This window comes from Roseobacter sp. MH60115, assembly GCF_015644665.1.
Lineage (GTDB): Bacteria > Pseudomonadota > Alphaproteobacteria > Rhodobacterales > Rhodobacteraceae > Roseobacter.
In genome coordinates, this window is record NZ_JADOBQ010000001.1 from 1,017,994 (window position 1) to 1,031,064 (window position 13,071).

Consider the following 13,071-nt stretch of genomic DNA (forward strand, 5'->3'; position numbering starts at 1 on the left):
ACGGAGCGGTGGCCGAGTGGTCGAAGGCGCACGCCTGGAAAGTGTGTAGGCGGGAGACCGTCTCCAGGGTTCGAATCCCTGTCGCTCCGCCACAGGCTTTTCTGGAACAGAAACGCCAGTTTCCTTCAGATCGGAGACCTGAGCGGCAGTTGCATCGCAGATGCAATGAGAGCCTGCAAGGTTCGAACTATGCTCCGTTGGCTCCGAAACCGACATCCAATCAGTATCCGCAAATGAGCGAAAGACACGCTCTGCGCGGGCGTCGGAAAACCGATACGCCTTGTGTGCCGATACGTCTTGGTGGCTTCTGAGGGTTGGAAACGGACCTGTTTTCTCCGGACATCCGCGCCGACATCCCGGTTTGGGCCCCTTTCGATCTGCATAGGGCTGTCCGACCCCTGGCTGGTACGGGGCCCGGTGGTCCCGGGCCCCGTGGAGGTGCGTTCAGAGATTGCCGGCTGAAAGCTCCCGTTCGAGATGATCTGCCTGCCGGATGGCAAGGGCCACGATCGTCAGTGTCGGGTTCTCTGCCGCACCGGTGGTGAACTGCGACCCGTCGGAGATGAAGAGGTTGGCGATGTCGTGGGTCTGACCCCATTTGTTCACGACACCATCCTGCGCCTTTTCCGACATCCGGTTCGTCCCGAGGTTATGGGTCGACGGGTAGGGCGGTGTCGGGAACACCCGCGTTGCGCCAACCGCCTCATAGACCGCAGCGCCCTGCGTGTAGGCATGGTTGCGCATGGCGATGTCATTGGGGTGATCATCGAAATGCACATTGACCACCGGCAGGCCGTGCTGGTCCTTGACCGCGTGGTTGAGCGTGATGCGGTTGGTTTCCTGCGGCATGTCTTCGCCCACGATCCACATGCCTGCCATGTTCTCATAAGCATCCAGGGCAGACGTGAACTCCCGTCCCCAGGCGCCCGGATCCAGGAAAGCCGCCATGAATGGCAGGCCAAGCGCCAGGGTTTCCAGCTCGTAGCCGCCGACAAATCCACGGCTTGGGTCATGGCGGGATTCGTCCTGAATGATGCCCGCCATGGTCGTGCCGCGCCACATCTTCACCGGTTGCTCGAAGGTGGCGTAGACCGATCCGGTCATGTGACGCATGTAGTTGCGCCCGACCTGACCGGAGCTGTTGGCCAGCCCATCCGGGAACATGGAGGAGGCGGAGTTGAGCAGCATGCGCGGGCTCTCGAATGAATTGCCTGCGACACAGACCACGCGGGCCTTCTGCATCTGCAGAGTGCCGTCCTCATCGAAGTATTCGACCCCGGTGACCTTGCCCGCCTCGTTGTGCAGGATGCGCGCCACATGCGATTTCTCCCGCACTTCCAGATTGCCGGTGGCCTCGCCTGCGGGGATGTCGGTGTAGGCCGCTGACCATTTCGCGCCCCATTTGCAACCCTGAAAGCAGAAGCCCGTCTGCTGACAGGCCTGCCGCCCGTCATTGTCGGCGGAGTTGATCGCCATCCGGCCGGTGTGCACCTGCTCGTATCCCAGCGCCTTGGCGCCTTTCTCGAAGACCAGATAGTTGTTGTTACCGGGCAGGCCCGCGCGATCACCGGTGCGGGTCACCCCCAGCTTGTTTTCCGCCTTGGTATAGTAGTCATCCATCTCGCGCGGGTCGATGGGCCAGTCCAGCAGGTTCGCGCCCTGCACATCGCCGTAGGTGGTTTTTGCCTTCCACTCGTGGTCCTGAAAGCGCAGGGACGCACCGGCCCAATGGGTGGTGGTGCCACCAACCGCCTTCACGATCCAGGCGGGCAGGCCGGAGAAATCCTTGGCCACGCGCCAGTCGCCCGAGGTTGTGCGCGGATCGACCCAGGCCAGCTGTCCAAAGCTTGCCCATTCATCGTTGACGTAGTCTTCGGGCAGGTAGCGCCCGCCTGCTTCCAGCGCGACCACGCTGATGCCTTTTTGCGCCAGTTCATTGGCAAGAACCCCGCCGCCTGCGCCGGTTCCAATTACGACAACAACGCTGTCGTCGGTGAGATCAAATGGTGCCGTCATGGTGCCGTCTCCCCCTTATAGCCAGTTGATGTCGTTGAAGCCGCGGTCGATATAACCGCCGAATTCGAAGGAGGACCCTTCATAGCCAAAGATCGGCCAGACCGCCTTTTGGTTGTAGAGTCCGGTCACCAGACCGCCGCGGACCTGCTGGAAAAACGCGCTATCCTCCATACCGCGCAGAATATCCACCCGGTCGCGCTCCCAGCCGGTGCCGAGGTAGCTGCCAAACCCCTTGCCCCGCGCTGCGGCATTCAGCGCGGCGATCCCGGCCTCGACGCCTTCTGCCGCATCGGCAGTGTCATAACCCTTGACCGCCATCACATAGTATTCATCGCCCACCTTGTCGTGCGGATAGATATCGCGGGCCATCTGCACCAGCGTGGCAAAGGTTTCGGGCTTCAGCGCGGATGTCTCCATCGCCCAGGCCGCATTCGGCGCGGCAATAAACCCCGCGCCCACCACAAAAGACGCCCCTGCAGCTGTCGCAGTGGACAGCAACTGGCGTCGTGTTAGCCCTTGTGGGCTTTTTGTCTTATCCATTTCTTCCTCCCTGATATGTCACTGAAAGCGGCCGGACCGCTCCAGCACTTCGATCTCGTAGCCGTCCGGGTCGGTCACAAAGAAAAACCGACCCACCAGCTTGCCGTCGGGCGCGAACTCCACGAGTTTGCGCGGCGCCAGCCCTTCAGCCTCGAAGCGGGCATGTTCGGATGCCAGATCCTCGACCGACACGGCAAAATGGCCGTAGCCATTGCCCAGATCGTAAGGCTCCGCCTGATCCTTGTTGATGGTCAGTTCCAGCTCGAAGCCGCTTTCCGGATTGCTGAGATAGACGAGTGTGAAGTTCGTGAAATCAAGACGATCCGCGACCTTGAGCCCGAATGCCTTGTCGTAGAACCTGACCGACCGTGCCTCGTCCAGCACACGGATCATCGAATGTATCGCTTTGGCCAAAGCCTCCTCCCTCACGGTTTGACAGGATCAGGATACAGGCCAGGACAGGACATGCAGGTAGTATAGGTTTACTACCGGGCAGTTATTCTTAGCGCGGCGTGGGGGCGGCTACTCAGCCGCCACGGCTGTCTGGCTTTCATGCGCCGAAACCTCCATGAATTTCAGACAGGCGCACCGCAGCAGCGAGGTGAAATTCACTGGCTCCCCCCGAAGCTCCAGCACCTCCGAATGCAGCTTGGAAATGAAAACTGGGGTTGTTGTTCCGTCATTCTCCGCAATGGTGTCGATCACCTGCCAAAAGGCGTTCTCCAGCCGGATGCTGGTGCTTTGGCCATTCAGGCGTATGCGGCGCGTTGTACTGGCATAGCGTTCTGGATCCTGACCGGCAAATACCTGGCACATGTGTTTCCTCCCATAAAACATCGATAGTTTGCATAATTCGGCGCCATCTTGCACCTCTTTTTGCAAAAGAACGCCTGTGCAGGGGGGGGCGCGCCGGTGAAGACAGACGCAGGCAAGGCGGCGGCAGCTGCCAAATCCGCGGGTTGGGACAGTGCCGCCGGGTGCATCTGTCCGGCTTGAAATGGGCGGGATCGGCGCCTTGCTACGGCGCGCGCCCGCGTGTACCTCTCGCCCCATGACAGTGAACATGAAATCCGCTTTCGCAATCGATCTTTGCCAATCGGCAGGCCGCAAGGCGCGCGATTATTTCCAGAACCGTGACCAGTTAACAGTGGATCAGAAGGGCGCACAGGACTGGGTCAGCGACGCAGACCGCAACGTCGAGCAATTCATACGGGAGCAGATTTCCGAGCGGTGGCCCACGGATGGCATATTCGGAGAGGAGCACGGCGATACTGCCGGTCAAAGCGGCTTTGACTGGGTGATCGACCCCATTGATGGCACCACCAACTTCGTGAATGGCATTCCGAACTGGACCATCGTGCTGGCGGGCGTTTCGGGCGGCGAGACACAGGTGGGCGTGATCCACGATCCGATCATCAACGAGACATTTGCGGCGGTGCGGGGCGGCGGGGCCACGCTGAACGGGACGCCGATGCATGTCGCGACGGGTACAGCGCTGGAAAACGGCACCGTGGCCGTGGGCTATTCAAACCGGCTCAGGGCAGAAAGAACCGTGCCCGTGGTGGGTGCCCTGATCGATCAGGGCGCGATGTTCCACCGCAATGGCAGCGGCGCGCTGTCGCTGGCCTATGTGGCCGCTGGTCGGTTGCTGGGGTATCTGGAGGAGCATATGAACGCCTGGGACTGCCTCGCCGGTCAGTTGATGATTGCAGAGGCGGGGGGTGTCGTTGAGGTGCAGGATGCCAGCGACATGATCCGAAATGGCGGGCGGGTCATCACCGGCACGCCGGACGTGTTCGACACACTGAAAGGCATCGCGATCTCCGCCTGGAACACCTGACACCCGGCGGTCGGATTTTCGTGTACGAGACCGGAGTGCGCTGAGAGAACACGCCGCCAGCACACGGGCGGCAGCGAAACCGGACCTCTCCCGGCAAAGCGTGCTCTCCGCGTCAAAAGATGTCCCGGTGCTTCATCCGAGCGCTACATGTCCCGGACATGCCTTCTGACATAGGTCATCTTGATACCTGTCTTTCCGCCAGCAAGGCTGCGCGAGGGCCACATAGCGCGGTCCCAGGCGGGCAAGGAGATGCCATGAGCGTTCCACATTGATGATCGCCGCGTCGTTCATCGCCGACCCTAGTGTGCAGCCATCGGCCTGGCCTGCCTCAGAATTCTGTGGTGAAACGGTCATGGGGCGCATCGCGGCGCCCTCAGGGCCGTAGGAGACCAACGGCCTCACGCTAGATTCCGTGCTTGCGCAGGAACCCCTTGGTTTGCCGGACGCAGTCGTGCCACGCGGGCTCGTATCCCAGCAGAATGTGGTTCTTGCTGTCCAGCGGCACGAATTCCGCATGCTCTATGCCAATGGCCAGTTCGCGCCCCTGTTCGATGGAGATCCGCTGATCCTCGCGCGCATGAAACACGATGGTCGGCGCCTTGATCTTGGACAGACTGTCACGCACGTCGATTGTCCCGAAAGCTTCCTGAAATCGCACGGCGTTTTCAGGCGAGACGGTCAGACGCTGGAATTCGTCGAACCAGGCCAGATCCTCCGGCCTGGCATCCGGCATGAAGGTCTGGGAAAAGATGTGGCGGTAGGCCGGGTTGGCGGTGCCCCAGCCGTGGCGGGTCAGGGTCAGCACCGCTTCACGCCGCGCCTGCTCCTCCGGGCTCGCGCCGATGCGCCACCCGGTCGGATAACCAGCCACGAGGATCAGGCCCGAGACACGTTCAGGGTGGCGTGCGGCATAGGCGATGCTCACGGCACAGCCCTGCGAAATGCCCAGCAGCGGGAAGCGTTCCAGCCCCAGCGCATCGACAACGGTTTCCAGATCCTTCACGAAGGCATCGAAGGTGATGTCCGGCACGTCCCAGTCCGACAGGCCGTTGCCGCGTTCGTCATAGCGGATGAACCGCCGACCGGTCGCGCAGGCGTCGAATGTCGGGCCCCAGATCGGGCTGTTGCAATCAAGTTCCAGATGGTTGAGCCAGTTGGCCGCCTTGACCAGCGGCGGGCCCTCGCCAATGCTGGCATGGGCAATCCGGACGCCATCGCTTGCCCGGCAGAATCCGATCTGCTGCTTGCGCAGCATACGCCGCTGTATGGTTTCATCCGGGCGGGCGTGCAATTCATCGTCTTCCACGGTTTTTGTGGCGTCCGGCATCAGAGGGCCGGAGACCAACAGCCCGGCCTCCTTGGCAGCGGCAAGGAAATCGGCCTCGCAGTGGCGCGCTTCCTGTTCCCGCCCGGTGTGCGCCAGCGCGTGGATGAGGCTGCGCGCGGCTTCTTCCTGCAGCGGGGTCTGCTCTTTCCAGTGACGCGCCCATTTCACCGCTTCCACCCGGTCGATCTCCGGGTGCAGCGCCAGCCTGCGCAGCACGTTCAGGCGCAGCAGGTGCACATCTTCGCGCTCCGACAGCAGCCAGTTGTCGAAATCCGCATCGCCCGCATGGTCCAGCCCGTCCAGGAACGGCAGTTCCAGCTGGCTGGCCATGATCCGCAGTTCGGGAGGAGGGATAAGCGGCGGATCGTCAAGCAGACGCGCCCGTATGCCCAGCAGATCCACGGTTGCGGTTTCCGCCGCAAAGGCCACGCGCTCGCGGTCGGCAATGATGCGCGGGGTTGCCGCATCATCCACAACGGCGCGCAACCTGCTGAGCGCCCAGCGGAGCGAGCCGCGCGGGTCGTCGGGCAGATCCCAGAAGAGCTCACACAGCCGTTCCCGCCGGACAGGCCGCGCCGTGGCGACCAGATAGCCCAAGACCGCCCGCGCCTTGCGCGAGGCAGGCAGCGGGACGGGCGCGCCATTTCGGGTGACCGACAGCTCGCCCAGCAGGGAAATGCGCAGCGAAGGGTTCATAAATCCGGCTTGTGCCTCAATTAACACGGGGTTTCTAGAAAAATTAAACGCTCACTACCACGCTCACTCACACGGTGGGGCAGGAGAAGGGTGCGTTCGTTTATGATTTTTGGAGATTACGATGACAAAGCAATTGCCCCATGAAAACACCCGTCCTTTTTTGACGGATGCCGGGCTTGAGACCTGGTTGCTCTTTCAGCAAGGGTTCGATCTGCCGTATTTTGCGTCCTTTTCGTTGTTGAACGACGTCAAGGGCAGCACGGCGATGACCGAGTATTTCACCGGTTTTCTGGATCTGGCGGCCCAGCAGGGCACCGGCTTCGTGCTCGACACCTGCACCTGGCGGGCCAACCCGGATTGGGCGGCGCGCATGGGCCACGATCTTGTGGCGCTGGAAGAGATCAATGCGCAGGCGGTGTCCTTCGCGGCAGCGCTGCGCGCACAGCGGGCGCAAAACGCGGATGTGCTGATCAACGGTGTCGTCGGGCCGCGTGGTGACGGCTATGATCCGGCAACCGTGATGTCGGTCGTGGAGGCGCGTGCCTACCATCAGTTCCAGGTGGATGCGCTGAGCCGCAGTGGGGCCGATCTGGTGTCTGCCATCACGATGACAAACACGCCCGAGGCCATCGGCGTGGCGAATGCAGCGGCCAAAGCGGGCGTTCCCTGCGTCGTCAGCTTTACCGTTGAGACGGATGGCAAGCTGCCCACCGGGCAACATCTGTCCGAGGCCATTGCCGAGACGGACGCGCAGAGCGAGGTGCGCCCGGCCTACTACATGATCAACTGTGCGCATCCGGATCACTTCCGCGATGTGCTGGGGGATGGGAGTTGGACCGACCGGATTTGCGGGCTGCGGGCCAATGCGTCGCGCATGTCGCACGCCGAGCTTGACGCCTGCGAGGAGCTGGACGACGGCGATCCGCAGGAGTTGGGCAGCCTCTATGCCGATCTGCGGCGCTACCTGCCGCGGCTGAACGTCTTTGGCGGCTGCTGCGGGACCGACTTGCGCCACGTGAGCAGCATTTGCCACGCGGTGCACGCGCCGCAGGTCGCCTGAACCACATCGCTGATACTGCACGGACACCGGCGCGGGATTGAGAGAACCGCGCCGGGGATATCGGGCAGCGGGGTGCATTTCCCCCGCTGCACCCTCTCACTTTTGTTTAACGATTGGATAAGACGATGATGAAATCTATTTTTCTCGGCGCGGTGTTTGCCCTGGCAACGCCATGGGCTGCGATGGCGGCAGAGCCGATCACCCGGTTCGACGTGGCGGAGGATCACACCCGGTTCGCCTTTGCCCCCGCACCGGTGCACGCAAGCGGCATGCCCGCCCATGGCAATCCCTTTGTGACCCAGGGCTACATCTATCCTGCAGGCACGCTGAAAGACGGCATGGACGGTGTCCTCGCGGACGGCAGCCCGGCCTTCCCCGAGCTTGTCTTGGGCACCTGGACCTGTGATGGCTGGTTTGTGGGCGAGGGGGGCGATGCCACAACGGGCGTCTGGCTCGTCAGCCGCCAGATCCTGCAGTTCACCTCCGGCGATGTGATTATCACCCAAGGCACCGAACTTGCAGATGTTGGCGTTGCAAATATCCGTCCCATCACCGCCGCCACCGGCGCCTTTGACGGTGCGGGCGAGGTGATGGAGCAAACGCTTCTGGGCTTCAACACGCATATGGGGGTGCAGACGCGCCTTGTCATTCCCGAGGATGACTACGCCGCCCAATACCGGTTTTTCGAAGACTGATTTTTCAACACTTGCCGTCCCTATTGTGCGTCCCTGTGGGCGGGCGGTAGGGCACGGCCTTTTTTCAAAAGGAACACTTCATGACAATGCATCACACTGAAGGTCTGGCCTTTCGCGCCGCCCAGCCGGACGACGCGGATCATCTGGCCAATTTCGCCGTTCTGGCCAGCAAGGGCCTCTCTGAAATCACCTGGGAAGATCTGCGGGAGGGGGATGAGACGGCGTTGGATGTTGGCCGCCGCCGCGCCCGACAGACCACGGGTGGATTTTCCTACCGCAATGCGGATGTGGCCCTGCGGTCAGGCGCGGTCATCTCTGCCATCGTGTCCTACGCCATCGAACAAAGCGGGCCCATGGATACGTCCGGCGTGCCCGAGATCTTCCACCCCCTGATCGAGCTGGAAGAGCAGGCGGCGCCAAGCTGGTACGTGAACATCCTCGCCACCTATCCGGACGCACGCGGGCTGGGGGCGGCGTCTGCGCTCATGGCGGGGGTAGAGACGCGCGCGAAGAAACGGGGGCACACCCGGATGAGCATCATCGTTGATGCGGTAAATCCAGCCATGAAGCTCTATGAACATCTGGGCTATGCAGAAGTGAGCCGTGCCGCCTTTGCCCGACCCCGCCCGGATGATCCTGAAGGGTTCTGGGTGCTGATGATCAAGAAGCTTCACTAGGCACACCACGCACGCGGCGGCAGGACGGGTCGAGACAGTCCGGCCTGCCGTTCACCCCGCTGGGGTCAGGATGAAAACGGCCCGTTCCGCCTTTGCAGGGGCAGGAAAATCGCCGCCGGGTGCAAAACTGATGGCGTCTGCGGATATCTGCGCTAAGTGACTGGGCAGCCAAGGATACCAGGGATTGATATGACCGGAAAACCCAGTGTTGCGATCATCGGCGCGGGCCTCAGCGGCTTGCGTCTTGCACAGCGGTTGACACCTTTCATGCAGGTGACCGTCTTTGAGAAGTCACGCGGGCTGGGGGGGCGCATGTCGACACGTCGGAAAGATGGGTTCGCATTCGACCACGGGGCGCAATATTTCACCGCACGCAGTGCGGATTTCGAGGCCTTTCTGCGCCCTTATCTGGAAGACGGCACGGTGCAGCCATGGGCACCACGCCTTGCACAGCTGTCCAGTGCACAGGCACCGCCGCGCTGGACCGCGCCGCGCTATGTTGCGACACCCGGGATGACAGGCCTGGCAAAAGCCATGGCGGCCGAGCTGACTGTGCGCCGCGCCGTTCAGGTGGACCGGCTGGTCCGGTCCGGCGATCAATGGCAGGTGCTGGACGCGGAAGATACCGATCTGGGCCGGTTCGATTGGGTGATCAGCACGGCACCATCCCCCCAGACGACCCGCCTGATGCCCCTAGAATTCGCCGGTCACCCCTCCCTTGAAACCGCGGTAATGCAGGGGTGTTACAGCCTGATGCTGGGGTTTGACACGCCGCAGGTGCTGGACTGGGAGGCTGCGTGGGTCGGGCAAGATCCGCTGGCCTGGATTGCCGTGAACACGTCGAAACCCGGGCGGCCTGACCACTACTGCATCGTGGCGCAAACCAGCAACAGCTGGGCCCAAGCCAATCTGGAACGGGATCAGGATGCCATACGGACCGAGTTGATGGCCACAGTCGAGATTGTTACCGGTGTTGCGGCATCGACCGCCGCTTACATCGGCCTGCACCGCTGGCGCTATGCCAGCGTGGCCACGCCGTCGGCTACGCCTTTCCTGATCGACCCGGACAACCGGCTCGCCGCTGCGGGAGACTGGTGCGGCGCGGGCAAGGTCGAGGCGGCGTTTGACAGCGCCTCCGCCCTCGCAGAGGCGCTGGAGATTACCCTGACGGGGTGAGGAGTGCCGCGCCCCCGGCGTAGATCAGCCGCAAAGCTAGCAGGGTCAGGATCACGTTCAGGATGCGTTTGAAACGGACCTCGTCGATGCGCATGAGGACCGAGCGCCCGATAATCGTGCCTAGGAACCCGGCAAGGATCAGCAGGGCGATGAACCCTGCCCACTGCGTGAAGGCAAAGCCCAGCAGGCCGAACGCGATGGTCTTCAGCAGATGCTGCGCGGTCATCATCGCCGCATGGGTGCCGACATGGGCCATCCGGTCGAGCTCCAGCGTTTTGACAAAGGCTGCCACGAACGGGCCCGTGCCGCCGACAAACATGGTCAGAAAGCTCGAAAACGCGCCGGTGACTGCGGACGACCGTTGCATCAGCGCCGGTATCGGCAAGAACACGGTCCACAGGATGAAGGCCCCGACCGTGATCTGCAGGATACCGGCATCGAGTTGCACGACAACGCTGCTGGCCAGCGCAATGCCGATCACGGCGCCGGTGAGAAAGGGGATCAGGGCGGCTCTGTGAACATGTCTGAAGAACAGGATCGTGCGGCCCGCGTTTGACCCGAGTTGGACAAGCCCATGCACAGGGATAATGGCGGGCACGGGCAGCAATGTGGCCAGAACCGCCAGCATGACAGCACCACCGCCGATCCCGAAGGCCGCCGTGATCAGAGAGCTGAAGAAGCTGACCGCGATGGTCGCCGTGGCAATGGGCCAGCCGAGACCGGCATGCAGCAGATCAGCGAGCATTCTGCGGGGCGGTCAGTGACCGATATGCTTTGGGAAGTTGTTGGTGGAACATGAGGAAATTCGTGTAAATTATTGAAAAATTTTGTATTTAGTGAACTTCAAACTCATCTGATCCAGACCCTCAGTCGCGCGTTCCATGTCATCGCCTTCATGAACCGCTCCTACGCCCGCATGGGTGCCCAACAGGACGACATCGCCCGCCGCGAGTTCGACGTCGTCGGAGAGATAAGAGATCATTTCCGGCCCCTTCCGGATCAGGGGGTTCAAATCGCCCTCCTGCCGCAGCGCGCCATTCAGCTTGAGTTTGATCGTGCCTTGGTCGGGGTATCCGATATCCATAGTGGGATGCACCGGACCAACGAGCGCGGTGCGCGCGAACCCCTTGCCGATTTCCCATGAACACCCGGCCTTGTTCATTTCGCCCCGTCGGTCCCGGCGCACCGGGTATTGCGCGCGGCTGCCAGCGACGGGCAGGGCGATGGGTTTTGGGGCATTTATGGGGTAGTCGGGCATTCGTTCTCCACCGCTTCTGATCCGGACTGCCTGACCATACCGCAATTGAAGCCGGGCGAAACCACTCTCTTGACCGCGCGCAAAGGAGAACCAGACGAAGGGTTTTGCCCGCGCCCGCTGCGGCCTATAAGACAGATACCGGGATAGAAACGATGTGGGATTTCCAGCGGTTGGTCCCGGCATAGGTCCCGCGCAGTCGGGGCATGACAACAAGGACGGCACAATGCATTCAACGATGAAATCAATGCTGCGCGATCATCCGGCGGACGCTCTGGCCTTTGGTGCGCCGGGCAGACCGTGGATGGATTACGGTGGGTTGCGGAGGCTGTCGGAAGAGGTGGCGGACGCCCTGCACGCGATGGGCATCGGCGCCGGGGACCGGGTGGCGATTGTGCTGCCGAATGGGCCGGAAATGGCCGCCGCCTTTGTCACGATCGCACAGGTTGCGACCACCGCGCCGCTCAATCCGGCCTACCGCGAAGAGGAATATGATTTCTATCTCTCGGACCTGAACGCCAAGGCGCTTGTGGTCACCGAAGATGACGACGGGCCCGCCGTGGCGGCGGCGACCAAGGCCGGGATGTCCCTCATCCGGCTTTCTGTCCCCGAGGGGGCTGCGGCAGGTTATTTCACCCTGCAGTCGGAGGCTTCCGGGGGGGCAAAAACGCAAGCGCCGGAGGCAGAGGATGTGGCGCTGATCCTGCACACTTCCGGCACCACCTCACGCCCCAAGATCGTGCCCTTGAGCCAAGCGAATGTCGCCGCCTCTGCGCAGCATGTTCAGGCGTCCCTGGCGCTTTCCCCTGCGGATCGTTGCCTGAACGTGATGCCGCTTTTCCATATTCACGGGCTGATTGCTGCGGTGACGGCCTCGCTGGCGGCCGGGGCGTCGGTCTGGTGTGCGCCGGGGTTTGACGCGCTGCGGTTCTTCGGTTGGATGAAGGATGCGCAACCCACATGGTACACGGCGGTGCCCACCATGCATCAGGCGATCCTGACCCGCGCCGGGCGCAATGCGGAGGTTATTGCGCAAGGCCGGTTGCGTTTTCTGCGCTCCTCTTCCGCGTCCCTGCCTGCGCAGGTCATGCGCGCGCTGGAAGAGACATTCGGTGCGCCGGTGATCGAAGGCTACGGCATGACAGAGGCGGCCCACCAGATGGCCTCGAACCCGCTGGGCGCGGGCCGGCAGAAACCCGGCTCGGTTGGCGTGCCCGCAGGTCCGATGGTGCGGATTGCCCATGAGGCCGAAGATCACCTCATGGAGGGGACCGGCGAGGTGGTGATTTCCGGCCCCAATGTCACGCCCGGCTATGAGGGCAACGCCGAGGCCAATGCCAAGAGCTTTTTCGAGGCGGAGGGCCATCGCTGGTTCCGGACCGGCGATCAGGGCGCCTTTGACACGGAGGGGTATCTGCACCTCACGGGGCGGTTGAAAGAGATCATCAACCGGGGTGGTGAAAAGATCAGCCCGCTGGAAGTGGATGGCGTGCTGATGGATCACCCGGCGGTGGCGCAGGTGGTCACCTTTGCCTTGCCACATCCCAAGTTGGGCGAGGAGGTCGCCGCTGCCGTGGTGCTGCGCGAGGGGCAAGAGGCCAGCGCGCAAGACATCCGCGATTTTGCCGCGACCCGTATGGCCGATTTCAAAGTGCCGCGCCGCGTGATCGTGATGGAAGAGATCCCGAAAGGAGCCACCGGCAAGATGCAGCGGATCGGTCTTGCAGAGAAGCTCGGGCTGGTGGAGGGAGCGTGAGATGTTTCTTGACAGACATGAAGTTCGCTGCAC

The 13,071-nt window shown here is 62.4% G+C and carries 13 protein-coding genes and 1 tRNA gene; 7 read left to right on the top strand and 7 right to left on the bottom strand.

The window, feature by feature from the left end; all coding sequences use genetic code 11:
- Positions 1-2: 2 nt before the first annotated feature.
- Positions 3-92 (top strand) — tRNA-Ser (locus ISX84_RS04825).
- Positions 93-444: 352 nt separating this feature from the next.
- Here the strand turns inward: ISX84_RS04825 and ISX84_RS04830 are convergent.
- The 4 genes from ISX84_RS04830 to ISX84_RS04845 all read right to left on the bottom strand — a co-directional run bounded on the left by ISX84_RS04830 (position 445) and on the right by ISX84_RS04845 (position 3,372).
- Positions 445-2,016, bottom strand: coding sequence for a GMC family oxidoreductase (locus ISX84_RS04830; protein ID WP_195819168.1), 1,572 nt, complete (start codon positions 2,014-2,016; stop codon positions 445-447).
- A gap of 15 nt (positions 2,017-2,031) precedes the next feature.
- Positions 2,032-2,556, bottom strand: a complete 525-nt coding sequence (locus ISX84_RS04835) for a twin-arginine translocation signal domain-containing protein (RefSeq protein WP_195819169.1) — start codon at positions 2,554-2,556, stop codon at positions 2,032-2,034.
- A gap of 18 nt (positions 2,557-2,574) precedes the next feature.
- A complete protein-coding gene (locus ISX84_RS04840; RefSeq protein ID WP_195819170.1) occupies positions 2,575-2,970 on the bottom strand; it encodes a VOC family protein in 396 nt (131 codons plus the stop codon).
- Positions 2,971-3,078: 108 nt separating this feature from the next.
- The gene (locus ISX84_RS04845) at positions 3,079-3,372 is read right to left on the bottom strand and encodes a ribbon-helix-helix domain-containing protein (RefSeq protein ID WP_195819171.1); all 294 of its coding nucleotides are present in this window, start codon (positions 3,370-3,372) and stop codon (positions 3,079-3,081) included.
- A 247-nt stretch (positions 3,373-3,619) separates the two neighbouring features.
- On the opposite strand from ISX84_RS04845, the gene ISX84_RS04850 reads away from it, so the two are divergent.
- The gene (locus tag ISX84_RS04850; RefSeq protein WP_229884067.1) at positions 3,620-4,396 is read left to right on the top strand and encodes an inositol monophosphatase family protein; all 777 of its coding nucleotides are present in this window, start codon (positions 3,620-3,622) and stop codon (positions 4,394-4,396) included.
- Positions 4,397-4,799: 403 nt separating this feature from the next.
- Here ISX84_RS04850 and ISX84_RS04855 read toward each other — a convergent pair whose 3' ends face one another.
- Positions 4,800-6,419 (bottom strand): alpha/beta fold hydrolase, encoded by a 1,620-nt coding sequence (locus tag ISX84_RS04855; RefSeq protein ID WP_195819173.1) that lies wholly within the window; start codon positions 6,417-6,419, stop codon positions 4,800-4,802.
- A gap of 121 nt (positions 6,420-6,540) precedes the next feature.
- On the opposite strand from ISX84_RS04855, the gene ISX84_RS04860 reads away from it, so the two are divergent.
- From ISX84_RS04860 to ISX84_RS04875, 4 genes are all read left to right on the top strand, one after another.
- Complete coding sequence (locus ISX84_RS04860; RefSeq protein WP_195819174.1) at positions 6,541-7,479, top strand: homocysteine S-methyltransferase family protein; 939 nt, start codon at positions 6,541-6,543, stop codon at positions 7,477-7,479.
- Between the two features lie 128 nt (positions 7,480-7,607).
- Positions 7,608-8,174, top strand: a complete 567-nt coding sequence (locus ISX84_RS04865) for a hypothetical protein (RefSeq protein WP_195819175.1) — start codon at positions 7,608-7,610, stop codon at positions 8,172-8,174.
- An 80-nt stretch (positions 8,175-8,254) separates the two neighbouring features.
- On the top strand, positions 8,255-8,851 hold the full coding sequence (locus ISX84_RS04870) for a GNAT family N-acetyltransferase (protein WP_195819176.1): 597 nt from the start codon (positions 8,255-8,257) through the stop codon (positions 8,849-8,851).
- 189 nt (positions 8,852-9,040) lie between these two features.
- Positions 9,041-10,027: an NAD(P)/FAD-dependent oxidoreductase gene (locus tag ISX84_RS04875; RefSeq protein ID WP_195819177.1), complete on the top strand. Its 987-nt coding sequence runs from the start codon at positions 9,041-9,043 to the stop codon at positions 10,025-10,027.
- On the opposite strand, the gene ISX84_RS04880 is transcribed toward ISX84_RS04875, so the two are convergent.
- Positions 10,011-10,772, bottom strand: coding sequence for a sulfite exporter TauE/SafE family protein (locus ISX84_RS04880; protein WP_195819178.1), 762 nt, complete (start codon positions 10,770-10,772; stop codon positions 10,011-10,013). The genes ISX84_RS04875 and ISX84_RS04880 overlap by 17 nt on opposite strands.
- Before the next feature lie 69 nt (positions 10,773-10,841).
- Positions 10,842-11,285 (bottom strand): fumarylacetoacetate hydrolase family protein, encoded by a 444-nt coding sequence (locus tag ISX84_RS04885; RefSeq protein WP_229884068.1) that lies wholly within the window; start codon positions 11,283-11,285, stop codon positions 10,842-10,844.
- A gap of 223 nt (positions 11,286-11,508) precedes the next feature.
- On the opposite strand from ISX84_RS04885, the gene ISX84_RS04890 reads away from it, so the two are divergent.
- Entirely contained in the window at positions 11,509-13,038 is a 1,530-nt protein-coding gene (locus tag ISX84_RS04890) for an acyl--CoA ligase (protein WP_195819180.1), read from the top strand.
- Positions 13,039-13,071: the final 33 nt, after the last annotated feature.